Source organism: Sulfolobus islandicus Y.N.15.51 (genome assembly GCF_000022485.1).
Lineage (GTDB): Archaea > Thermoproteota > Thermoprotei_A > Sulfolobales > Sulfolobaceae > Saccharolobus > Saccharolobus islandicus.
On record NC_012623.1, the window covers coordinates 1,101,484 to 1,124,150 of the forward strand.

23 protein-coding genes and 1 tRNA gene are annotated in these 22,667 nt (G+C 35.1%); 13 read left to right on the top strand and 11 right to left on the bottom strand.

Features of this window, described 5'->3' with window-relative positions:
* Positions 1 to 18: 18 nt before the first annotated feature.
* Positions 19 to 837 (bottom strand): hypothetical protein, encoded by an 819-nt coding sequence (locus YN1551_RS06035; RefSeq protein ID WP_012711582.1) that lies wholly within the window; start codon positions 835 to 837, stop codon positions 19 to 21.
* A 111-nt stretch (positions 838 to 948) separates the two neighbouring features.
* Between YN1551_RS06035 and speD the strand changes: the two genes are divergently transcribed.
* From speD to glyA, 6 genes are all read left to right on the top strand, one after another.
* The gene (gene speD, locus YN1551_RS06040) at positions 949 to 1,353 is read left to right on the top strand and encodes an adenosylmethionine decarboxylase (protein WP_012711581.1); all 405 of its coding nucleotides are present in this window, start codon (positions 949 to 951) and stop codon (positions 1,351 to 1,353) included.
* A gap of 107 nt (positions 1,354 to 1,460) precedes the next feature.
* Complete coding sequence (locus YN1551_RS06045; RefSeq protein ID WP_012713834.1) at positions 1,461 to 2,513, top strand: hydroxymethylglutaryl-CoA synthase; 1,053 nt, start codon at positions 1,461 to 1,463, stop codon at positions 2,511 to 2,513.
* A complete protein-coding gene (locus YN1551_RS06050; RefSeq protein WP_012716230.1) occupies positions 2,513 to 3,592 on the top strand; it encodes a thiolase family protein in 1,080 nt (359 codons plus the stop codon). Before YN1551_RS06045 ends, YN1551_RS06050 begins: the two co-directional genes overlap by 1 nt.
* Before the next feature lie 5 nt (positions 3,593 to 3,597).
* The gene (locus tag YN1551_RS06055) at positions 3,598 to 3,996 is read left to right on the top strand and encodes a Zn-ribbon domain-containing OB-fold protein (RefSeq protein WP_012711578.1); all 399 of its coding nucleotides are present in this window, start codon (positions 3,598 to 3,600) and stop codon (positions 3,994 to 3,996) included.
* Positions 3,993 to 5,225 (top strand): hydroxymethylglutaryl-CoA reductase (NADPH), encoded by a 1,233-nt coding sequence (gene hmgA / locus YN1551_RS06060; RefSeq protein ID WP_012716229.1) that lies wholly within the window; start codon positions 3,993 to 3,995, stop codon positions 5,223 to 5,225. Before YN1551_RS06055 ends, hmgA begins: the two co-directional genes overlap by 4 nt.
* 42 nt (positions 5,226 to 5,267) lie before the next feature.
* The gene (glyA, locus tag YN1551_RS06065) at positions 5,268 to 6,569 is read left to right on the top strand and encodes a serine hydroxymethyltransferase (protein WP_012717389.1); all 1,302 of its coding nucleotides are present in this window, start codon (positions 5,268 to 5,270) and stop codon (positions 6,567 to 6,569) included.
* Here the strand turns inward: glyA and YN1551_RS06070 are convergent.
* The 4 genes from YN1551_RS06070 to YN1551_RS06085 are packed head-to-tail and all read right to left on the bottom strand — an operon-like array spanning position 6,562 to position 10,046.
* Positions 6,562 to 6,972: a universal stress protein gene (locus YN1551_RS06070; RefSeq protein WP_012713830.1), complete on the bottom strand. Its 411-nt coding sequence runs from the start codon at positions 6,970 to 6,972 to the stop codon at positions 6,562 to 6,564. The genes glyA and YN1551_RS06070 overlap by 8 nt on opposite strands.
* Positions 6,969 to 7,991 (bottom strand): phosphorylating glyceraldehyde-3-phosphate dehydrogenase, encoded by a 1,023-nt coding sequence (locus YN1551_RS06075; protein ID WP_012716227.1) that lies wholly within the window; start codon positions 7,989 to 7,991, stop codon positions 6,969 to 6,971. Before YN1551_RS06075 ends, YN1551_RS06070 begins: the two co-directional genes overlap by 4 nt.
* The gene (locus tag YN1551_RS06080; protein ID WP_185946500.1) at positions 7,984 to 9,219 is read right to left on the bottom strand and encodes a phosphoglycerate kinase; all 1,236 of its coding nucleotides are present in this window, start codon (positions 9,217 to 9,219) and stop codon (positions 7,984 to 7,986) included. Before YN1551_RS06080 ends, YN1551_RS06075 begins: the two co-directional genes overlap by 8 nt.
* Positions 9,220 to 9,260: 41 nt before the next feature.
* On the bottom strand, positions 9,261 to 10,046 hold the full coding sequence (locus YN1551_RS06085) for a hypothetical protein (RefSeq protein WP_012713827.1): 786 nt from the start codon (positions 10,044 to 10,046) through the stop codon (positions 9,261 to 9,263).
* A gap of 128 nt (positions 10,047 to 10,174) precedes the next feature.
* On the opposite strand from YN1551_RS06085, the gene YN1551_RS06090 reads away from it, so the two are divergent.
* Positions 10,175 to 11,119, top strand: coding sequence for a mechanosensitive ion channel family protein (locus tag YN1551_RS06090; protein WP_012713826.1), 945 nt, complete (start codon positions 10,175 to 10,177; stop codon positions 11,117 to 11,119).
* 160 nt (positions 11,120 to 11,279) lie between these two features.
* On the top strand, positions 11,280 to 11,780 hold the full coding sequence (locus YN1551_RS06095) for a DUF367 family protein (RefSeq protein WP_012711570.1): 501 nt from the start codon (positions 11,280 to 11,282) through the stop codon (positions 11,778 to 11,780).
* A gap of 6 nt (positions 11,781 to 11,786) precedes the next feature.
* Here the strand turns inward: YN1551_RS06095 and YN1551_RS06100 are convergent.
* Positions 11,787 to 11,861, bottom strand: a tRNA-Arg gene (locus tag YN1551_RS06100).
* A gap of 448 nt (positions 11,862 to 12,309) precedes the next feature.
* Here YN1551_RS06100 and YN1551_RS06105 point away from each other — a divergent pair.
* A complete protein-coding gene (locus YN1551_RS06105; RefSeq protein WP_012713825.1) occupies positions 12,310 to 14,961 on the top strand; it encodes a DNA-directed DNA polymerase I in 2,652 nt (883 codons plus the stop codon).
* Positions 14,962 to 15,041: 80 nt separating this feature from the next.
* Here the strand turns inward: YN1551_RS06105 and YN1551_RS06110 are convergent, their stop codons facing one another.
* Genes YN1551_RS06110 through YN1551_RS06120 form a run of 3 tightly spaced genes read right to left on the bottom strand, consistent with a single transcriptional unit; the run spans position 15,042 to position 16,297 of the window.
* On the bottom strand, positions 15,042 to 15,476 hold the full coding sequence (locus YN1551_RS06110) for a DUF2286 domain-containing protein (protein WP_012711568.1): 435 nt from the start codon (positions 15,474 to 15,476) through the stop codon (positions 15,042 to 15,044).
* Entirely contained in the window at positions 15,473 to 15,958 is a 486-nt protein-coding gene (locus tag YN1551_RS06115) for a protein-lysine N-methyltransferase (protein ID WP_012711567.1), read from the bottom strand. The genes YN1551_RS06110 and YN1551_RS06115 overlap by 4 nt, the downstream gene beginning before the upstream one ends.
* Before the next feature lie 27 nt (positions 15,959 to 15,985).
* Complete coding sequence (locus YN1551_RS06120) at positions 15,986 to 16,297, bottom strand: hypothetical protein (protein ID WP_012711566.1); 312 nt, start codon at positions 16,295 to 16,297, stop codon at positions 15,986 to 15,988.
* Between the two features lie 34 nt (positions 16,298 to 16,331).
* Here YN1551_RS06120 and pgsA point away from each other — a divergent pair, with 34 nt between their 5' ends.
* Positions 16,332 to 16,919, top strand: coding sequence for an archaetidylinositol phosphate synthase (gene pgsA, locus YN1551_RS06125; RefSeq protein ID WP_012713824.1), 588 nt, complete (start codon positions 16,332 to 16,334; stop codon positions 16,917 to 16,919).
* On the opposite strand, the gene priL is transcribed toward pgsA, so the two are convergent.
* A complete protein-coding gene (gene priL, locus YN1551_RS06130) occupies positions 16,898 to 17,821 on the bottom strand; it encodes a DNA primase regulatory subunit PriL (RefSeq protein WP_012713823.1) in 924 nt (307 codons plus the stop codon). The genes pgsA and priL overlap by 22 nt on opposite strands.
* A gap of 25 nt (positions 17,822 to 17,846) precedes the next feature.
* On the opposite strand from priL, the gene metG reads away from it, so the two are divergent.
* Positions 17,847 to 19,604 (top strand): methionine--tRNA ligase, encoded by a 1,758-nt coding sequence (gene metG, locus YN1551_RS06135; protein ID WP_012952946.1) that lies wholly within the window; start codon positions 17,847 to 17,849, stop codon positions 19,602 to 19,604.
* Here the strand turns inward: metG and YN1551_RS06140 are convergent.
* Entirely contained in the window at positions 19,593 to 21,698 is a 2,106-nt protein-coding gene (locus YN1551_RS06140; protein WP_012717390.1) for a V-type ATP synthase subunit I, read from the bottom strand. The genes metG and YN1551_RS06140 overlap by 12 nt on opposite strands.
* 74 nt (positions 21,699 to 21,772) lie before the next feature.
* On the opposite strand from YN1551_RS06140, the gene YN1551_RS06145 reads away from it, so the two are divergent.
* Complete coding sequence (locus tag YN1551_RS06145; RefSeq protein ID WP_012711561.1) at positions 21,773 to 22,075, top strand: V-type ATP synthase subunit F; 303 nt, start codon at positions 21,773 to 21,775, stop codon at positions 22,073 to 22,075.
* Positions 22,076 to 22,080: 5 nt separating this feature from the next.
* Entirely contained in the window at positions 22,081 to 22,665 is a 585-nt protein-coding gene (locus YN1551_RS06150; protein ID WP_012717391.1) for a V-type ATP synthase subunit E, read from the top strand.
* Positions 22,666 to 22,667: the final 2 nt, after the last annotated feature.

Here is a 22,667-nt window from a genome sequence, read left to right on the forward strand (position 1 = left end):
CTAAAAAGTTTTTCTTATCTATCCCAAGGTTACCGTGAAATAACCTTGATATTTAACTCCTTGACCTTGTAAAATCACTGTCATATTGAAGTCTGCCATGGGCACTGGTAAGTAGAAATATGCTGGAGCACTTCTTGGAATATTAATTAAGAAGGAGTTGATATGATCTAAGTAACTAAATGTTACGTTGTAGTTTCCTGGTTGAAGATATTGGTTACCCAATGGCGATATGGTGAACTTTGTAAGTAGGAATGAAGTATTCGAAGTATAATTGTATTGATAATATACTATATTATAACTGTAGTTGAAATTCGCAGTTGGAGTAAAGCTTCCCACTATTGAAAAATATGGGAATTGGTTTTGATTAATTCCCATAAATATTGCCATACTTCTAGTTAAGTCTGTAGTGTAAATCGTATTCACATTACCAAATTGTTTTGAATAGCCGTAAAGTCCGTGTACTAATACTGTAAACTTCTCTATCTCTGGAAGTAGTGTTGAAGAAGAGAAAGCTAAATAAATTATTGTTGTTGAGGAAGAGTGTGGTTTTACGATTATTGTTGTTGAGTTGGCTAGTGGCTTTAATACTCCATTTGATCCTGGAATGAGATAAAGTGATAATAGCGTTATATTTAGCGTTTGGGTTAATGGAGCGTTGTTTATAGCTGTTATCGAGAACGCTATCACTTCGTAACTATTTGAATATATTCTCCAATATAGCGGATTTATTGAAATATTAACATCAGTGTTCTCAAGATAAAATATTGTTGCAACAGATCCAATTATAATTATACTTATTATTATCAAAATGGTTCCAATCCCGATACTTTTTGTCATTACGTGTACTACTTATTAGCTAGTTATAACGTTTATCCTAAGGTTTATGGGGATAGATACACTTATTATTCTCATATTGTTGAGAATGAGATGGGGGCATAAGAAAGAAAGATGTCAGAACAGGAGGTATTACAAAAAAATAATTCCCCCGAAGGCAAAGAAGACAGAATAATAGGAAAACATGTGTTTGGCAACCTATATGACATCGATGCTGAGAGACTTAACGACAAGGAGTTTCTAGAGAAGCTAGTCCTAGAAGCTGTAAATATAGCTCATATGAAGCTAGTGGAAATTAAAGCTTGGTCTTTTGGTGGTAAAAAAGGAGGGGTTTCGGTTATAGCCCTAGTGGAGGAGAGTCATATAGCGCTTCACACGTGGAATGAGTATAACTATGCTACTCTTGATGTTTATACATGTGGTGAAGATAGTGATCCACAATCTGCATTTGCTCACATAGTAAATGCCCTCAATCCCAAACGTTATCAAATGTTTTATGCCGATAGGAGTTCACAATAGTTTTTTATATTAATCTCTATTTGTTTTTTAATTCATTCGTCAACTGTCTATAGGCTCATAGACAAAAATCGAAAACCTTATATTTGATTAAAGCAGTTTAGAAAATAATGCTTTCTGGTATTCTAGGATGGGGAGCTTATGTTCCAAGATATAGAATAAAAGTAGAGGATATAGCTAAGATGTGGGGTTACGATGAGGGTGTTGTGAGAAGTCTTGGATTAACTGAAAAGTCAGTTCCTGGCCATGATGAGGATTCTACAACTATAGCTTGGGAATCATCAATAAACGCAATTAAGAGGGCTCAAGTAGATCCTTCTAAAATAAGGCTAGTCCTTTTTGGCTCAGAATCCAAAGTTTACGCAGTAAAACCAACATCTACCATATTAATAGATGCACTAGGCATTAACAATTATTCGGCAACTGCAGATATGGAATTTGCATGCAGGGCTGCATCAGTAGGATTAAGATTAGCGTCTAGTTTCGTTTTGCATAATAGTGATAGTTACGCGTTAGTGATTGGCGCTGATACTGCCCAATCTAATCCTGGGGATGTTTTAGAATTGAGTTCGGCAGCAGCTGGTGTTGCTTTTGTAGTAGGTAATGTTGATGAGAAACATTCAGCAGCAGTGATAGAGTATTCTTCATCGTATACCTCCGATACCCCAGATTTTTGGCGTAGAGATGGAACTCCATATCCAGTCCATGGTGAAGGATTTACTGGAGAACCAGCATATTTCCATCATATAATTTCCGCTGTTAGTGATTTACTACAAAATAGTGGTTTGAAGATTTCTGACTTCGATTATTTTGTATTTCATCAGCCTAATGGTAAGTTTCCAATTCAAGTTGCCAAAAAGTTAGGGGTCCAATTGGAAAAAGTTAAACAAGGACTAGTTTCCCCATACATAGGTAATCCCTATAACGCCTCTGCCCTATTAGGTTTAGCTAAAGTATTGGATATTGCAAAGCCTGGTGAAAGGATATTGGTTGCCCCGTTTGGTAGTGGCGCTGGTAGCGATGCTTTTAGTATTTTAGTTTCTGAAGGTATATTAGAGAAGCAGAAATTGGCTAAAACTGTTGAATATTATATAAATAACAAAAAACTTGTATCTTATGCTGAATATGCTAAGTACACTAATAAGATAAAGGTGTATGAATAATGACAGAGGTTTACATTAATTCCTCATCAATGATACCAATTGATAGATATTATGAGTATGACATTTATGATTTAGTGATTGAGGCTTATAAGAACTTTGAAGGAGAATATGATGTAAATAACATTGATTTAATTGTAGTCGCTAACGCCTATTCACAAAAACTGAATAACGCATCCTTGATTGCACCAAAGATTGCAGAAAAGATAGGGAAACCTAATGTACCCGCTATTAAGGTGGACAATGCCGATGCCAGTGGAGGTGTCGCTTTACTTACCGCTTATTCAATGATTAAGAGCGGTATGGTAAATTCAATTCTAATAATAGGAGTTGAAAAGCAATCAGATTACCCTTCCAAGTATCTTTATGATGCAATAGCTACAAATTTGGATGACTATATGTATTACAATGGTATCTCTTCCCACTCAGTAGCTGCCTTATTAATGAAACAATATATGAAAAAGTATAATGTTGATGGAAATTATTTTGCAAATTGGGCTATTAAGATGCACAAAAACGCGGCAGAAAATCCTTTCGCGTATTTAAGATTCCCGGTGGACTTAAATACTGTAATTAATTCGCAGATAATCTCAGATCCTGTAAGATTATTCGACGTTGGCGCTAGAGCAGATGGGGCTGCAATAGTCTTACTTTCAAGCAACAAGACTGAGTCCTCTGTTAAGATCAATCGGATCGTCTCCGCACAAGCTAGGTATGAATTTTCTCCATCTTTGCCTTCTGTAAAAATGTTAAGGAACAAGCTAGGTATGAGACTCACTGAGAAGACTGGAATTGATATTCATGATTCCTATAGTATTATGGCTGCATTAATGTTAGAGGAATCGGGAGTATTTGAGAGTGGCAAGTCCCTTTATAACTTAGATAACGTTAATGTCAATTTAAGTGGAGGGCTTAAAGCCAGAGGACATGCTGGTGGAGCTACTACCTTATATCAACTCGCTGAGGCTCATATGCAACTAATTGGTTCGTTCAAAGGCAAAAAGGCTAATGTTGATGATTATCTCGTAATTTCCTCAGACGACTTAGGTATAGTAAGTTATGGTATTAGTTTATCGAGGTGATCTAAATGAAGATAGCTCCTCCTCAAGTTTGGAGAAACAAAAGATTCATGTACAAGCTAACAGCGAGCAAGTGTGAAAGTTGCGGACATATAAGCTTTCCTTATTCATCATATTGTACTAAATGCGGTAGTAAAAACGTTAAGAAGATTGAGATAAGTGGTAAGGGGATCTTAGAATCCTATACTGTTTCATATCAATCTAGAGATGGACATGAAAAAGGACTTCCAAGCGTTATTGGGCTAGTTAGATTAGACGAGGGTGTAGAAATAGTTGCACCTATAGTAGATGCAGATTTGGATAAACTAAAAGAAGGAGTTAAGGTAGAAGCTACATTAAGGAGAGTCTACACGGATTCATATAATGGTTTAATACAGTATGGCATAAAGTTTAGGGTAGCTGAATGATGAAAATTGACGAAGTCGTAGAAAAACTAATAAAGGGAGAAATTTCTTTTCACGAGATTGACAATTTATTAGAAGCAAATGCTGCGATGGTTGCAAGGAGACTTGCGTTAGAGAAAATCTTAGGAATTGGCCTTCCCTCAATCGGTTCTACAGTTATTGATTATAGTGAAATAAAAAATAAAAATGCAGAAAATGTTATTGGAGCAGTTCAAATACCACTAGGTATAGTTGGACCGATTAGGGTTAATGGTGATTACGCCAAGGGTGATTTTTACGTCCCTCTAGCAACAACAGAAGGTGCACTAATAGCGAGTGTAAATAGAGGTAGTAAGGCTGCGACGCTGAGCGGAGGAGTTAGGGCTAAGGTTTTAAAAGATGAAATGACCAGAGCTCCTGTCTTTAGGTTTGATTCAATAGAAGAAATACCAAATTTTCTAAAGTTTATAGAGGAAAATGTGGAAAAGATAAAGAACGTAGCAGATTCTACTTCCAGTCACGGCAGATTAAAATCTATCACACCTTTCGTACTGGGCAATAACGTTTGGTTAAGATTCTCCTTTGAAACTGGTGATGCCATGGGGATGAACATGGTTACTATAGCCGTTGAAAAAGTGTGTGAATTCATAGAGGAAAACTTTCCATCAGCTGACTGTTTAGCTGTGAGTGGAAATATGTGCAGTGACAAGAAACAGACCAATGTCAATAGCCTCTTTGGTAGAGGTAAAACTGTCGTGGCAGAGGCACTCATAAAGAAAGACGTTATAAAAAATGTATTACGCTCTAACGCACAACTAATTCACGATATAAATCTGCGAAAGAATTGGCTCGGAACAGCAAGAGCAGGATCCTTATCTCAATTTAATGCTCATTTCGCGAATATAGTTACAGCGATCTTTATTGCTACTGGTCAAGATGTAGCCCAAGTAGTTGAGAGCAGTTCTGGATATACGTGGACTGAAGTAAGAGGAGAGGACTTATACATATCAGTTACATTACCCTCATTAGAAGTAGGGACTGTAGGAGGAGGTACTAGATTACCTACACAGAAAGAGGCACTATCAATTATGGGAGTTTATGGTAGTGGAAATCCGCCAAGCTCTAACGCTAAGAAATTTGCAGAGATAATAGCTTCTACTGTATTATCTGGAGAACTTAATCTTCTTGCAGCTTTAGCTAACAGAGAGTTAGGTAAGGCCCATGCTAGACTTGGAAGAGCAATGAAAGTTTAATCTTTTATCAAAATTTAAATATTCTGTAACTACTTTACTCTTATGTCATTTCCTAAAGAATTGGAGAAAGTTCTTGAAATTACTAAGGCACAAAACGTATGGAGAAGAACACAAACTTTGAATCTTATTGCATCTGAAAACGTAATGAGTCCATTGGCTGAAAGTGTATATATGAGCGACTTCATGTCTAGATATGCAGAAGGCAAACCTTACAAGAGATATTATCAAGGGACTAAATATACGGATGAAATTGAAACTCTTGCTATGGATTTGATGAATGAGATAACAAACTCGAAGGATTGTGATCTGAGACCTACTAGTGGTACTATAGCAAATGCTGCTGTGTTTAGAGTTTTAGCTGAGCCAGGAGATAAGGCATTAATAGCTCCAGTTCAAGCTGGTGCTCATGTCAGCCATACTAAGTTCGGAACATTAGGAGCTTTAGGTATTCAACACATTGAAATGCCATTTGATGAAGAAAACATCAATGTGGATGTTGATAAAGCAATAAAGATGATAGAAGAAGTTAAACCGAAATTTGTAGTACTTGGAGGTAGTCTTTATCTATTTCCTCACCCTACTAAAGAACTAGCTCCACATGTTCACGCTGTTGGAGCTAAATTGGTTTACGATGCAGCTCACGTATACGGATTAATAGAAGGCAAAGTCTGGAGTAGTCCGCTAAAAGAGGGGGCAGACATTATGACTGTATCAACTCATAAGACTTTTCCTGGTCCGCAAGGTGGGGCTATTTTCTCTGATGGTTCGGAAGTTTTTAAACAAGTTTCAAGGACAATATTCCCATGGTTTGTTAGTAATCATCATTTGCATAGATTGCCGGCAACCGCAGTAACAGCAATCGAGATGAAGTACTTTGGTGAGAGCTACGCTAATCAGATAACGAGGAACTCAAAGGCTTTAGCAGAGGCCTTAGCTGAAAGAGGATTTAAGGTAATTGGTGAGAATTTAGGCTATACTAAGAGTCATCAAGTTGCGGTAGACGTAAGACAATTCGGTGGAGGGAATAAGATAGCTAAATTATTAGAAGATGCGAATATCATAGTAAATAAAAACTTGTTGCCTTATGATAAGCCAGAAAACGTTTCCGATCCTAGTGGCTTAAGAATAGGTGTACAAGAGATGACCAGATATGGGATGAAAGAAAGTGAAATGGAGGAGATTGCTGAGTTGTTTAAGAAAGTGATTATAGACAAGAAGGACGTTAATGAAGTTAAAAAAGAGGTAATCGACATGAGGAAAAATTTCTTAGAGGTTAAGTATACATTTGACGATATGAAAGATCTAGAAAAATATTCTTCTAAATCATTAAAATTAATCATCTGACTAATATTACAGAGACTGGAGCATTGATCGATATTGCTAGAGCTGTAGAGCCTATATTTATATCACTATTCAATGAAGTTCCTCTTGCACCCATTATTACTGCATCATAAGGTTCCTCATTTATTACTTTCAAAATTTCATTTGAAACACTGGACTCTTTAATGTTGATCTTAACTATTTTTAAATTATATTCGATCTTGTTATTTACCCTTTTTTCAATAAGCGATTGTATATCGTTGGTATTGTTACAGTCACTACATATATGTATTATGGTTATCTTTGAACCGTATCTCATACCGAAGTCTACTGCAAGATCCAGAGCTCTTAAACTGTTCTCAGAACCATCTACTGGTACTAGTATTTTTCTTAACCAAAAGCTTACGAAATAGGATGGTTCGCTCATATTAGGTACCCCTTTAATATTCCTAAACTTTCATTTGTAATTCTTATTGAGTCTTCTGCACTCATTAATCTAGTGGAGGCCCTTATTGCATCCACATTTTCTGGTACCACTATTGATTCTTGATGCACTGCATACATTAACATAACCTCGTTATCCTTAACATAAACAGAGTCATCGAACACCATCACCTCTGGAATATCATTTCTTTCCCTTTTCAGATCTCTTGCTACTTCTACTAATTCTGCTGTAGCTTCTGCATCATACTTTGAGGAGATTAGGACTATCCTAGGAGTGTTCTCCAGAACGCTAAGTACATCTTTTTTCTCTACCTTATCCTTTAAGGTTATGTTAATAAAGTGCATATGCATTAACGTTGTTGGAGCTATTACTGCCATTGTAACTATATCTAAATTTTTAATGACACTGTTAACGTCTTTTGCATGATGACTTGGTACAGTTGCAGGGTCTGGTACTAATGAATTTATAGGACCTTTCTTAACTTCCTTTTGATCTGCAGCTCTTCTAACTATTGTTGCCCTAACTTTTTCAACTTTAGTGACCTTATTTATTGTGCATATTGTTCTTAGTAGTGCTGTAGTATTACATGACACGACTCTAATGTACTTTTTGCCAAGGGCCTCATCGTAATTGCATAAGGCTGAGAACGAAATATCAGCAACTTCCGCTTTTTCTCCACCTTGGAATATAGCGTTTCTTTGGAATTGTTGGTAAATTGGCTTATATTGTGCACCAACACCATTGGGCGTAGTATCTACTACAATATCAGAGGCTTTTACTAGGTCCTCTATTGTGCCAGCAACTGGTATTCCAGATTCTTCGAATTTCTTAATAGATTGTTGTGGGACGTAAATCTTTATCCCCTTACGATGTGCTATAAACGCTTCGTAATTTGGAGATGTCTTTGCAACCCCTACTAGTCTCATATCTGGTTGTTTAAGGATAGCATCAGCAACTCTCTTACCTATAGTACCATATCCATTAACAGCTACACTAATCACTACTATTCACCACCGACATTGATAATGCTTCTAATGCGGGTAACCGTTCTCCAGATAAGAATAAGAGAAGAGCTCCTCCACCAGTAGATATATGAACTTTACTACTATCGATCTTCATATCCTTATCTAAAGCACTTATCATATGTCCACCTCCTATTATAACATAACCTTGACCCTCCAATGACGCCTTCAAGACGCTTTTACTTCCACTCTTAAATCTTTCATCCTCGATTACTCCCATTGGTCCCCTTAAAACTACTACTTTAGCATCTTTTATAAATGATGAGTATATTTCCGCAGTAGTAGATCCGATATCCTTTATCACACCAGTAATCTTGCTAGCTGGTTCCTCCATTACGTTTCCGTTTATTTCTACCTTGTAATCAACTGGTATTTCGATGGGAGCCCCGCTTAGAAGTAGTTTTCTAGCTCTAGGAATTAAGCTCAAAATACCTAATTTTTCCAAAATTTCCATATTCTTTGGATTTAGATTTATTCCCTTAGCAACAGAAAACAGTTCTGCAACGAGACCACCAGTAAGTATTCTATCTGCTATCCTTTTTCTCACTAGATTTTCAATTATTCTAATAGTGTCGTGAACCTTCCCGCCACCTAATGTAAATATTTTTGGTGTATCTTCAGCATTAAAAATTCTAGCTAAAGCTGAAACTTCCCTTTCCATTACTCTTCCTGCAGCTGATGGTAAAGCTAGAGGAAAGCCTACAATACTCGGCTGACTTCTATGTGAAGTAGCAAATGCGTCATTGACATAAACGTCAAAAAGTGGGGCTAATTTCCTTACTAAAAAGGTTTTTACATGTTGTTGTGGCGGAGCCTCTATTAACTCCTCTGAGATTAGTCTTATATTATCTAAAAGCAAAATTCCATTATTTTCTAGTTTTTTGATCATTTCTCTAGCATATGGACCTATTACGTCTTCTACGAAAACTACTTCTCGATCTAAATACTTTGAGATTAATTTAGCATGCTCCTCTAGACTTATGAAATCCTTATCCCCAGGCCTACCTTGATGTGAAATTAGCACGACAGAGTTACCCTTATCTGCTAGTTCCTTTATAGTCCCAATATGTGCCTTTATTCTAGAGTCATCGATTATTTTGCCGTTTTCATCGACAGGCGAATTTATATCAATACGTAATAGAACTTTCTTAGATCTTATATCTATATCGTCCATTGTGGGTATAGTTAGATCTCCCACTTTGATCAGAAAGATCCCCAATTATATACTGAATTTTAGGGTAATAATTTTTAGCAACGCAGAGAATCGATAATAAAACGATCCCAAATTAGAGGTATTAATGTCTTAGTCTTTAACTGATTTATAAAGATCTGCAACTCAATTTGCTTGACACTCGTCCTATTTAAGGAAATCTTAGGCTCAGAAAGGCTAAAATATTCTAATGCTTTCCTTAATGGTTCAATTGACTCTAAGGTCTGTTGTATCCTACACTCAGCTATTGCCTTAAGTCTGGTACCATCGCCAGTATCTATTTCAGAAACACTACAACTAATCCCAAGGGTTTTTTCTATTACGTTCTTTATTAGTGATTGGAGAGTGTAGGGTATCTCATATAAGTTTACACCCATTGGTGGAAAGAGGAGTTTTACACTACCTCGTGTTTCTTTCAGATTTCTAACTATAACGTCTATATAGAAGAATATAAAGAGAATGCCACAAATCTTCAATTTAAATATTTTCATTTCGCCAACTGTAAGATTATTGCTCAAGGAATTTTTTATTGCATTAGCCAAATCAAGCTCTTTTACATTGCCATTGCTACAAATCATGCTCTTCAGACTAACTAAATTTCTTATTTTTTCATCTTCAGTATATTGAATCACGTATAAATCATGGTTCTTTAATCCAGCTTTCTTGATTGATTTCTGTAAAATATTTGAAATATATACTAATGGTTTATTATGAGAGACGACTAACCATTCTCCGTACTCATCAGCGTAAAATGGCTCCTTAACCTCCTCACTTTTGTCTTTCCTAAATATGTCAAAGATCAATTTTTGAGCCTCTAATAACATTATGCTGTTGAAGTTTAAATCCTTAACAATTAGCAGTTGCTAAGCTTTATGCTCAAAAATCTCGTTGAATAACGTTATAACTTTCCAGTGTGTATACATTTAAATCTAGGTGGAAGTAGTAAATAGAGATGCGATTAAGTTTACGTTTTGCCATACTAATATTTTTGTCCTTTTTAGTAGTTGTATTAAACTTTATAATTCCATACATTTTACAAGGACTTGGAATAACCAACCAATCGACGATCAGTTCGGTAATTTTCTATCTTAGGATAGTCTTATACATATTTATAGGCTTATGGATAGTCTCGTCCATAGCAGAAGCCATAAGGGTTTATTCGCAAAAGAGACTCGGCATAAGGGCTAATGTAATAGCAAACAGTGTAAAGTACTTTGGGTATGTGCTTGTTCTACTATTAATACTATTGCCCTTAGGAGTTAGTTCTTCTACACTGATTGCCGGAAGCACTTTTGCTGGTCTAATTGTAGGTCTTGCTCTACAACCAGTCTTGAGTAACTTTTTTGCTGGTTTATTAATAATGTTAACTGGATATATTACTGTTGGGGATAAAATAAGGATTGTTTCCACACAAGTACCATTCTATCCCGCACAATTCCCAGCATATAAGTATTTTTCAACAGACTTTATAGAACAAGGATATAAAGGTACAGTCGTCGAGATAGATTTATTTTATTCCAGAATTCTATTAGAGAATTTAAGAGAATTAAGAGTACCAAATATTGTATTACTGAACTCAGCAGTTCTGGATTACACTTCGAAATACTCTGAAGAACAAGTTATTAATGTGAGGGCAGAGTTTCCGTTAACTTTCGTAGATATCAGTAATTTAGAAAATCTAGTTAAAGAGGAATTGAAAGACTTTAACGTAATAGAAGGACCGTATATAAATGAGCAAAGCGATAAGGATCACGTAATAGTATTAGCAAGATTAAAAGTTGGCATAAACGAGGATTGGAGAAAAATAAAATCGGATGCATTAAAAAGGTTATTAAAACTAAGACAAGAACTTATAGTTAAGAAGCAACAAGATTCACAACAAATAAAGAATTCATAGTCTCTCTCAACTTAATTGTGATATTTTGCTAAAATACTCTTCTAATACAAGATACTACTAACAAAGATTTATCTTAATATAGAATTTTAGAGTAGAATCAAACTCGTGAAGTTCGCTATATTTATTAATATAGGGAAACAAAAATTCACTTAGGAAACCAATGAAGGTATATGTTATAGACTATCATAAAGATGATCCAAAGAAATGTACCGGTAGGAAGTTAGTCAAACTTAAACTTGCTGAACTTACGAGAGTAGGTAGGGGTATAATTCTTAATCCCTTCTCTGAAAGAACCTTATCCATAAATGACAAAGATATATTAATAAAGAGTGGTATAACGATTATCGACACTTCATGGAATAATACATCACAAAACGAATTTAAAAATGTAAGAGGAGAGCATAGGAGATTACCAATTCTGTTTGCCGGAAATCCAATACATTATGGTATAGCCTACAAACTGTCATCTCTCGAGGCGTTAATGGCTACATTATATATTCTTGATGAGGTGAAAGAGGCTATAAAGTTCTCTAATGTAGTAAAGTGGGGTCATACTTTCATAGAATTGAATAAGGAACTTCTGGAAGCATATAGAAATAAAGACGAAGAGGAAATAAAGAAGATCGAGAAGGAAATTATCGAAAAAATCCTCAGAAAATGACTTGTGCGGACCCGCCGGGATTTGAACCCGGGATCGCCGGCTCCGCAGGCCGGCGCTCCGTCCTGGCTGAGCTACGGGTCCTCAAAGTATTATACTGTATCTGGTGTTTCCTTTCTCATGCATATTAATAATGTTTACTAAGATCTAAGATGCATCTCTTAAGAAATAATGAGATGAACGTGACTGTAACCTCATAAAATTTGGAAATCTTTAGACTCACATTCTTCATGAAATGAATATTTAGCGTTTCCCTACTCACGGTGTTTCCAATTGGTTCTCAATATTTCTAATTCTGTGACTTGAGGTTAGCTCCTTGTGAGGGATCACTAGCCTAACCCTTTGGGGCTCTGTCGAGGACAACGCTACGGCCATCCCATTTGATTGCTTTCATCATCTCACCACAATGCGAATCACTGAGTGATTATGAATTAGAAACGATTAAAATTATCTAAAGGTATGATTAAACTTTAATCGGCCTTCCGCATTAAAACTTATAGCGTATTTCTCAGAAAATTATATATGTTAGAAAATGAGTAAGCAACTTACCTTATTTGATATTCCTTCATCTAAACCCGCCAAGAGTGAACAAAATACTCAACAATCGCAACCTAGCCCTCCCGTTGAGGAAAAAAGAATAACTAGAAGGGAATGGCTTAAAGAGGCTCAAGAAAATAAGATATATTTCCTATTGCAAGTAGATTATGATGGTAAGAAAGGTAAGGCTGTATGTAAATTATTCGATAAAGAAACTCAAAAAATCTATGCCTTATATGATAATACTGGGCATAAGCCATACTTTCTAGTAGATCTTGAACCAGATAAAGTAGGTAAAGTACCAAAAATAGTTAGAGATCCATCATTTGATCATATAGAGACTGTGACTAAGACAGACCCATATACTTGGAATAAATTTAAATTGACTAAAATTGTTGTTAGAGATCCCTTAGCGGTAAGAAGATTAAGGAACGATGTTCCAAAAGCATATGAGGCTCACATAAAATATTTCAATAATTATATGTATGACATAGGTCTAATTCCAGGTATGCCTTATATTGTTAAGAACGGAAAGTTAGAAAGTATTTCTTTGTCTTTGGACGAAAAGGACGTTGAGGAGATTAAGAAAGCCTTTGCTGATTCAGATGAGATGACTAGACAAATGGCAGTTGATTGGCTTCCCATATTCGAAACTGAAATACCTAAAATAAAGAGGATTGCCATAGATATTGAGGTGTATACACCAGTTAAGGGTAGGATTCCAGATTCTCAGAAAGCAGAGTTTCCAATTATAAGTATTGCGTTAGCAGGAAGTGATGGGTTAAGAAAGGTTCTTGTATTAAATAGAAACGATGTTAATGAAGGAAATGTAAAACTAGAAGGAATATCAGTTGAGAGATTCAATACAGAGTATGAATTATTAGAGAGATTTTTTGACATATTGCTAGAATACCCAGTAGTTCTTACATTCAATGGAGATGATTTCGATTTACCCTATATCTACTTTAGGGCGTTAAAGTTAGGCTATTTCCCAGAAGAAATCCCCATAGACGTTGCCAGTAAGGATGAAGGTAAGTACTTAGCCGGTCTTCATATAGATTTATATAAATTCTTCTTTAACAAGGCAGTAAGAAATTATGCGTTTGAGGGTAAGTATAATGAATATAATTTGGATGCTGTAGCGAAGGCCTTATTGGGTATATCAAAAGTTAAGGTGGATACGCTAATATCTTTCTTGGATGTAGAAAAATTGATAGAATATAACTTTAGGGACGCTGAGATAACACTTCAGCTTACAACATTTAATAACGACCTAACTATGAAGCTAATCATACTATTTTCAAGGATTTCCAGACTAGGAATAGAGGAATTAACGAGAACAGAAATCTCTACATGGGTAAAAAATTTATACTATTGGGAACATAGAAAAAGAAATTGGCTAATTCCCCTTAAAGAAGAAATATTAGCAAAATCCTCAAACATTAGAACCGCTGCACTAATAAAAGGGAAGGGTTATAAAGGCGCAGTAGTTATAGACCCTCCAGCTGGAATATTCTTTAACATAACCGTTTTAGATTTTGCCTCACTATATCCATCAATAATTAGAACATGGAATCTTAGTTATGAGACTGTAGACATACAACAATGCAAGAAACCTTATGAAGTAAAAGATGAAACCGGTGAGGTACTACATATAGTTTGTATGGATAGACCAGGTATAACTGCAGTAATAACTGGGTTACTAAGAGACTTCAGAGTAAAAATATACAAAAAGAAAGCGAAGAACCCTAATAATACTGAGGAACAGAAACTACTCTATGATGTGGTACAGAGAGCAATGAAAGTCTTTATAAACGCTACTTATGGTGTATTTGGGGCTGAGACATTTCCGTTATATGCACCAGCCGTAGCAGAGAGTGTTACTGCGTTAGGCAGATATGTGATTACCAGCACTGTGAAGAAAGCTAGGGAAGAAGGTTTAACTGTACTATATGGTGATACTGATTCGTTATTTCTCCTTAATCCTCCTAAGGATAGTCTAGAGAATATTATAAAATGGGTTAAGACTAATTTCAATTTAGATTTGGAAGTTGATAAAACCTATAAGTTTGTTGCGTTTTCTGGACTGAAGAAGAATTACTTTGGAGTATATCCAGATGGGAAGGTCGACATAAAGGGGATGTTAGTGAAGAAGAGAAATACGCCAGAATTCGTAAAAAAGGTATTTAATGATGTAAAGGAGCTAATGGTTTCAATAAACTCGCCAAATGATGTAAAGGAGATTAAAGGGAAAATAGTAGACGTAATTAAAGGATCATATGAAAAGCTAAAGAATAAGGGATACAATTTAGATGAATTAGCATTTAAGGTGATGTTATCCAAGCCTTTAGATGCGTATAAAAAGAACACTCCCCAACATGTAAAAGCAGCTCTACAACTTAGACCTTTTGGAGTTAACGTCCTACCCAGGGATGTGATATATTATGTTAAGGTTAGATCAAAAGATGGAGTAAAACCAGTGCAACTAGCTAAAGTTACTGAAATAGATGTGGAGAAATATTTAGAAGCTTTAAGAAGTACATTTGAACAAATCCTAAAAGCATTTGGAGTATCTTGGGATGAAATAGCAGCTACAATGTCGATAGATTCGTTCTTTTCATTCACAGGAGGAAAAGGGAATAATTAACAAACCTAGAAGGTTTTTACGATAATGCCCTTCTTTAACCCTTTAAGGTAGGAAGGGTTAGAAAATTTTAACTCATTTTTTTATTCTTCCTCTAAATCTTCCTCTTCTTCTAGTTCTTGTTTCTGCTCACTAGTCATTTGAGCTGCATCGTTTAATACACCTTTCGTTATTTCGTCATTAATATAAAATGACACAACATAGATCTTCTTATCTTGAAAATCGCTTTCTTTCCATTCATTCTCATAGCTTATTATGTACACTGGAATTTTTGCAATGGCTTCTTTTTTATCCTTACCAATAAGAAAAGTCTTTATTGCTTCATAAACGTCAGGTTTTAACGGAAGGGGTAATCTTACTTCTTGATTATCACGCATAATTATAAAATCTGAAGCTAGTTCATTCCATTCTTCCAATGCCTCTTTAGCAACATCTCGTAATACTTTACTAATTTCCCCTTCAGTTATCTTTTCCGATGTCACCTTTCCATTCTCACTTTTTACTATCAAAATTTTCATTTATGTTCACCAATTACATAGAGATACACTGTATGGTTCATATTTCCATCTTCAACTTTTATTACTTCCTTTGGATTCCAACCCCTTATTTCAAATTCGTGGGAAACCACTCTAGTTCCGGGTTTAAGCTCTTTCTCGAGCTTTGGTTTTAGCATCTCATTAACATTTGTTAAAAGGAACATTGTAACTACAGTAGCCTCCGAAATATCGACCTCGAAGAAATTACCTTTTACTATTGAAGCTCTTCCCGTTACACCATTTTTCTCAATGTTAGCTAATGCCTCCCTTATTCTCTCATCGTTAATTTCTACACCTACAGCCTTCTTTACGTTAAAATCTTTTGCTGCTGTTATTATTATCCTTCCATCTCCACATCCTAAATCATATACTATATCGTCTTGAGAGACTTTAGCTATTTCTAGCATTCTTCTTACAACTTTTTCTGGCGTTGGTACATAAGGAACATGCGGTACGTAACTCAAAACTTCTCACTTCAAAATAATCCTATCTCATTCTAGGTTTTTAATTTTTTTAATAGCCTCTTCTTTTCCTGCTTTCTTATCCGGCTTTAGGCTAGCATCGAATGGCATCTTAGTTAGTATGGGGATTATTTTCCCATCGTCTGTTTGGACTAATAATTGGGGAAGAAATGGCATATCGAATTCGTCCTTTTCGCCATAATCCGCTAGAAATGCGTAATCTTCCGTTTTAACTTCTTTTTCTAAGTTTAGTTCCTTTGAGAGCTCATCCAAAGTTTCCATAAATACTTTGTGTAAGGGGTGGGATTCAGAGGTTACCAGAATCAATTTTTTAGCTGTCATCCCGTATCACTAGTTAAAAGGGTTTAAAATAGTAGTGGTTACCATGTTAACCAGAATAAGGAGGCAAATAAAAAGAATAATAGAACCGTTAGCGAAAACATTAGCCAAATTTGGGGTAGGCGCAAATGTTATTACGTTACTAGGATTAATATTTGCAATCATATACTACTTTGAAATCATGAGAACTAATACTGCATTAGGAATAGTATTTTTGGTAATTTCAGCAATAATGGACGGAATAGATGGAGAAGTAGCAAGAGTATCAAATACTGCATCTCCCCTAGGGAGTTTCTTAGATTCCACATTAGACAGAATAGAGGATATTCTTTACATCTCTGCTTTCATATTCTTGGGATTTACCTCGTATCTTGTTGCGATAACTGTCGGATTATCACTGACAATTTCATATATTAGAGCTAAGGCTGAATCACTTGGGTTAAAAATGGAGGGTAGAGGAATAATAGAGAGAGGCGAAAGAATAATATTTGTATTTATAATTCTCTTACTTTATCTAATAGTTAGTAAACAGATCTCCTTATATGTATTTTATCTATTCATGTTACTCACTGCGATCACAGTGATCCAGAGGTTTCACGCTGTCTATTCTTTACTAAGGAAGTAGAGCTGCAAGGGATTTTTAACGTTACAATTACTTACGCACAAACCTAATTGCTTCATCCTAGCACATGAATAAACGATATACCTCGTCTCCATATCTCCTCTATATTTCTTGTATAAGTCCTCGATGTTTGTAACGTTCCATTTTTTCATAATTGCTATTATGCTACCTAATCCCTTACCTACGTTAATATAAAATGTAATTAAAGTCCTTATCTCCTCTTCGCTTAACTTTTCCTTCCCTAAAATGTTTTCTATACATGGAGGAACTACTCCTTTCTTTTCTATTAAGCTCTTTAATTTTTCTGGTATTTCTTTAAGATTCAGTGGTCTTATCATTTCAACTATTTTATTCTTAATATTTTCAGCTATCAGATCTGTTAGTTGATTTTTATCCAAATATACATATCCCTTATATAAGACTTGTTTACTCAGCTTCCAATCCTCCCTAAGACCTTTTGTATACTTCAGATAGTCTATAAAATTAACACAAAACTCCTTTTGTACTATCCGTCTCTTTTTCTCCAAAGAAAATTTTATCTGATCACATTTATTTATCTTCAGATCTAATAACTTAGTGATTTCAAGTAAATTCTCCTCATTCTCATTTTGAAGTAAGGATTTGAATTGTTTAGCTTCAATGTGTGCATATTTTCTAATAAGCCTAAGATCATTTAATATTGCTAGAGAAAGTAATGTTGTGTAAAAAACGAGTACCGGTTCATTATAGGAGACGTAATGTGGAAGTTCCTCACCAGATTTAACTTTTTGTATCCTATCTTTAGCCTGGTCTATGAGTGTAGTGCTATTTAATAGTAAATCCGATAATGTAATTCCCCCTCCATATTTCTTAAGTTCGTCTTCAAGACTTTTAATAAAAGGATACTTCTTAACGTCTAATACCATTTCCTTACTTATAGTATGTTTAGTTATGTTTAATAAAGACTTGCTCTTAACACAAAATATAATGAAAGTACTTGTTACATCTGCATGGCCATATGTAAATTCAGTACCACATTTAGGGAACTTAATAGGTTCAATACTATCAGCAGACGTCTTTGCCAGATATGCAAGGCTAAAATATGGTAAAGAAAACGTGCTATTTGTAAGTGGAAGCGATGAGCATGGAACTCCAATAGAGATTGAAGCTATAAAGAGAAAGGTAAATCCAAAGGAGCTTACTGATCAGGCCCATGAATACGATAAGCATCTCTTTCTTAACGTCTGGAAGATAAGTTTTGATAACTACACCAGAACTGAGAGTGAGACACATAAGAAGTTCGTAAGAGAATTTTTACTAAAACTTACTAAATATGTCAAAGTATCTGAAGATGAGATACCATTTTGTGAATATGACAAATTATATCTACCTGATAGGTTTGTTAAAGGAACGTGTCCTTACTGTGGTTTTGAGGACGCTAGAGGCGATCAGTGTGACAATTGCGGTAAATTACTAACTCCAAGTTTACTTGTAAATCCAAAATGTAGCATCTGTGGAAAAGCACCCATATTTAAGAAGAGTAAACACTGGTTCTTTGATTTATCAGAATTTAATGAAAAGATAAGAAGTTGGATTAGTAGCTCTAATGAAATGCCAGATAATGTTAAGTCGGTTGCGTTAGGATGGGTTAGCGAAGGATTGAAGCCTAGAAGTATCACAAGGGATAATAAATGGGGTATACCAGCACCCTTTATAGGAGCTGAGGATAAATCAATTTATGTATGGTTTGAGGCTCTTTTGGGCTATATATCAGCTGTAATTGAATATTTTGAAAAGAAGGGTGAAGTAGAAAAGTGGAAAGAGTACTGGTTTAGCAACGATATAAAAAGTTATTATTTCATAGGAAAAGATAATATCCCATTCCACGTTGTAATCCTTCCAGCTATGCTCATGGCTTCGGGTGAAGAATATCACTTGCCAGATGTGATAGCAGCTACGGAATATTTGTTATATGAGGGGCAAAAATTCAGTAAAAGTAGAAAAATAGGAGTATGGATTGACGAAGCACCAGAGCTAATGGACGTTGAATACTGGAGATTTGTCCTAATTAGATTAAGGCCGGAAGAGAAAGATACTAACTTCACCTGGAGAGAAACTGTTAGAATAGTAAATACCGAACTTAATGATGATATTGGAAATTACGTAAACAGAATACTTAGTATGTTAAATAGGTATTATAACGGGATTGTACCAGAGTTTAGGAGTGACGCTCTTGATGATAATGATAAGAAAATCATCAGCCTAATTAACGAGATTCCAAAAATTGTCGGAGATCTATTTGAGAAAGGTAAATTAAAGGCTGGAACTGAGGAAATGTTGAGATTCGTTAGGGAATGTAACGCGTACTTAAATTTGAAGGCTCCCTGGGATCTATATAAGGCGGGAAAAGAGGTAGAATTGAACAACACTCTTTACATAGGTGTTAATTCAGTGAAAACGATAGCGATTTTATTATATCCGCTAATGCCCTCACATGCTCAAGAAATATATGATATGTTAAATATGGGAAATATAGAGAATGAGAAATGGGATATTGCTTCAAAGTTATCAATTAACTATGGCCACAAGATAGGGAAAGTTAAAGTACTTTTCAAGAAACTTGAACCAGAATTTGAGTCTAAGATTAAAGACAAGCTAGAAAAAATAAGAAAGGATATAGAAAAAATGAGACCTACCTTACTCAAGTGAGACATAAGCCATAACTGGCTCGAATTTTCTTCCTCTACCTTCATAGAACTTACTGAACATCTCGTAGAAATGAAGCCTTAAATCTTGTATGAATACTACCAACCCTTCTAAACCTATTGCTAACAAGTTTCCTATAATCAGTATAACTATTGCTATGGGATTTAGTAGGACTCCTATGGTAGTTGTGGATGGTGCAACTAGATAGGCCATATAGGAGAATGCGTACAGTATATAATAGTGCGATAAAGCGAAAACTAACACTCTTATAAATGAAATGGTATTGGACAGTAATAGTAATGCTCCTTCAAATCCACCTTCTATGAAACCCATGGCAATCGCAGAACCCCATGTCGCATTATCATGCCTTTTAACTAAAATTGCATGAGCAACCCAGTTATATAATAGTGCAAATGACGTCCACCAAACTATTCCATAACCTATTGTATTTTCGCTAAGGGATTTCATAAGAACAGCGTTAAGTATTTGGCCCAGTATCCTTTGATCAACTATAAAGAAATTGGCTGGATCTGTTATACCGTACATGAAGATGAATATTGGAACAACGTATAGTAAGAATAGTGGAAGTTTTTCTAAAAATAAGAATTCCGAATCCTTCTTTCTGATAGCATCTATAATACCTAGTAAGGAGCTTACAAATAGCGCGATAGCACCCAGTAATACTGAGAATATCATGGTATTTTCTATACTAACACTAGTACTATACTCACCAAAGGGTAAGAGGAACTTTATCGCTTCAGATACGCTTGCTGGAATTGGCCATAAGTTGTAAAGAGGCCCAGCACTATAGTTCCCATTATTTAATATCTCCCTTAATCCACCTACTGGCAATGGACCAAAGAAATCTCTTGCTAACAGACCCGTTATCATTGCAACTATACTCGAGTATATTAGAATAATAGATAATTTAGGAATATTCTCACTACCTCTTTTCTTTCCATATCTATAGAACCATATTGAGAATAACAATAGAACTAAAGCGTTTCCAAAATCAGGGAACATTAGTCCAAATAATATCGGGAAAGTGAAAACAAGAAAGACTATTGGCGAGATTTCCCAATAGGACGGTGAACCATATATTTCTACTAAGGATTCTAAAACCTTTATTGACTTTGGTAATTCGACTAGTGTTGGTGGTTCGTCCTTTTCACCATATCTCCTAGGTCTTATATAATCCACATGTGCAAGATCCTTCATTTCATTTTGTACTCTTTTAACATATTTTTCAGGAAGATAACCTTCTATTTGTAAATAATACTCAGAGATTCTAGCTTTATTCATGATATTTAACGCGTCTCGAACTGTAAGCAATTTACCGTATACATTTTTAATATAATTCTCCTCAGTCTTTACTTTCTTTGCCAATTCTTCTCTTGTTCTTTCCAAAATAGTATTTATCTGGTTTATTCTCTCTGAAATCTCATTATAGAGCTGAAAGGGAGACTTTCCTTCTTGCAGCTCATATCTCCTGACTCCAGTCTCTTTTAATTTCTTTTCTATATCTGCATTCTTCTCAGTAATAATCAGCACAGTATATTTTCCTTCTTCGAATCTCGTGTAATATGCGAAACCGGAATTACCTATTATTTGACTGATAAGCCTTAACTTATCCTCGCTAACTTGAGCTAATATTACGTCAAATAACTCTAAGGAGTATAATTTGGATAACTCTACTGTTATTGATTTAATCGGTTCCAGCTCTTTTAACTGTTGCTGATACAGATCCTTTTCTGCCCTTAGCCTACCTATTTCCTCCAATAGTTCCTTGTATCTTTCTTCTAATTTCGACGCTTCTTCACTGACATCTTGTGCAGCCTTAATCCAGTTAACTACTTTTATGCTTCCTAATGGCTCTATTACTAATCCTCCTAACTCCATGATTATTTTTAATTTGCTTACGTGATCTTGGACTGCAGTAATTAGTCTTCTAGCATCTTCTATTCTCTCATTACTTAATGGATAAAGGGGATCCTCTGGTTGAAACATACCAAGCTTTAGAAGTTTAGTTACAATAGGGTCTACAGCGGACTTATCAGAAATTATTTGTAATCTGACCATATTCTCTGGTAATAGCACTTTAATTACCTCGGGATATGTATTAGTAGGTCACTTATAAGTATTTAATCTCTGTTATTTAGAATTAATTCGCAATGGGTAAAGTGTTTGTTGTGGGAGACAAATACACGGTTTCTCTCTTTAGAATGGTTGGAACTGAAGGGGATTTCATAGATGACCCTTACAACTTACCCGATCTCATTTCTAAATTAAAGAAAAGAGAGGATATAGATCTAATATTGATAACTAAAGACATGTATGAGCCTATAAAGGAAAAAATTGATCCAATCATTGCAGATCAAAGAAAACCTTTAATAACAATTATTCCTTCTCCGTTTAGTGAATCCAAGCCATTAGACGTAAGGAAGATGATAATGAAAGCGTTAGGTTTCGGGTGAGATAAATGGATTTTGAACAGTTATTAGATAAATCTCTAAACAAAGTTAGGGAAGAAATAAAAACGGAATTAAGTAAAAGTTTAGATGAAGCCATAAAGCTACTCAATGAAGGTCATACTAAGATAATACAAGAGTATACGCAAAGGATAAATGAATTAATTACTAAAACTAAGGAAGAAATTGAAGGAGAAAAAGCTAGATTAGAGGTAGAGAATAAGCGAACATTATTAGTTGAGAAGGAGTACTGGATAAATAAGGTTTATGAAAGAGTCTTGGAAAAAATTGGAGAAGTAGTTAAAACTAAAGAGTACAAGGATGCAATACAGAGTATACTAAATAAAGAGATCAAAGAGATAGAAGGAGAGAAAATTACAGTATACTGTTCTCCAAATGATAAATCGACAGTAGAAAAAGTTGTAGGCAATAATAAAAACGTAACCATCAAGACTGATGACAAAATGCTTGGTGGAATAAGAATATATTATGAAGGAAGCGGATTAACAAGAGATTTTTCATTAAAGCTTATCTTAGACCAAGTTTTTGATAGTATGAGGGGAAAGATTTCAGACATGTTGTTTGGAGGTAAGTAAAA

What these genes read in the sequence shown, in the direction of transcription:
- YN1551_RS06110 (WP_012711568.1), bottom strand. Translation starts at nt 15,476, where the DNA reads ATGAAAATTTTGATAGTAAAAAGTGAGAATGGAAAGGTGACATCGGAA.
- YN1551_RS06055 (WP_012711578.1), top strand. Translation starts at nt 3,598, where the DNA reads ATGAAGATAGCTCCTCCTCAAGTTTGGAGAAACAAAAGATTCATGTAC.
- YN1551_RS06050 (WP_012716230.1), top strand. Translation starts at nt 2,513, where the DNA reads ATGACAGAGGTTTACATTAATTCCTCATCAATGATACCAATTGATAGA.
- hmgA (WP_012716229.1), top strand. Translation starts at nt 3,993, where the DNA reads ATGATGAAAATTGACGAAGTCGTAGAAAAACTAATAAAGGGAGAAATT.
- glyA (WP_012717389.1), top strand. Translation starts at nt 5,268, where the DNA reads ATGTCATTTCCTAAAGAATTGGAGAAAGTTCTTGAAATTACTAAGGCA.
- YN1551_RS06095 (WP_012711570.1), top strand. Translation starts at nt 11,280, where the DNA reads ATGAAGGTATATGTTATAGACTATCATAAAGATGATCCAAAGAAATGT.
- speD (WP_012711581.1), top strand. Translation starts at nt 949, where the DNA reads ATGTCAGAACAGGAGGTATTACAAAAAAATAATTCCCCCGAAGGCAAA.
- YN1551_RS06045 (WP_012713834.1), top strand. Translation starts at nt 1,461, where the DNA reads ATGCTTTCTGGTATTCTAGGATGGGGAGCTTATGTTCCAAGATATAGA.
- YN1551_RS06035 (WP_012711582.1), bottom strand. Translation starts at nt 837, where the DNA reads ATGACAAAAAGTATCGGGATTGGAACCATTTTGATAATAATAAGTATA.
- YN1551_RS06120 (WP_012711566.1), bottom strand. Translation starts at nt 16,297, where the DNA reads ATGACAGCTAAAAAATTGATTCTGGTAACCTCTGAATCCCACCCCTTA.
- YN1551_RS06085 (WP_012713827.1), bottom strand. Translation starts at nt 10,046, where the DNA reads ATGTTATTAGAGGCTCAAAAATTGATCTTTGACATATTTAGGAAAGAC.
- YN1551_RS06150 (WP_012717391.1), top strand. Translation starts at nt 22,081, where the DNA reads ATGGATTTTGAACAGTTATTAGATAAATCTCTAAACAAAGTTAGGGAA.
- metG (WP_012952946.1), top strand. Translation starts at nt 17,847, where the DNA reads ATGTTTAATAAAGACTTGCTCTTAACACAAAATATAATGAAAGTACTT.
- YN1551_RS06105 (WP_012713825.1), top strand. Translation starts at nt 12,310, where the DNA reads ATGAGTAAGCAACTTACCTTATTTGATATTCCTTCATCTAAACCCGCC.
- priL (WP_012713823.1), bottom strand. Translation starts at nt 17,821, where the DNA reads ATGGTATTAGACGTTAAGAAGTATCCTTTTATTAAAAGTCTTGAAGAC.
- YN1551_RS06090 (WP_012713826.1), top strand. Translation starts at nt 10,175, where the DNA reads ATGCGATTAAGTTTACGTTTTGCCATACTAATATTTTTGTCCTTTTTA.
- YN1551_RS06145 (WP_012711561.1), top strand. Translation starts at nt 21,773, where the DNA reads ATGGGTAAAGTGTTTGTTGTGGGAGACAAATACACGGTTTCTCTCTTT.
- YN1551_RS06070 (WP_012713830.1), bottom strand. Translation starts at nt 6,972, where the DNA reads ATGAGCGAACCATCCTATTTCGTAAGCTTTTGGTTAAGAAAAATACTA.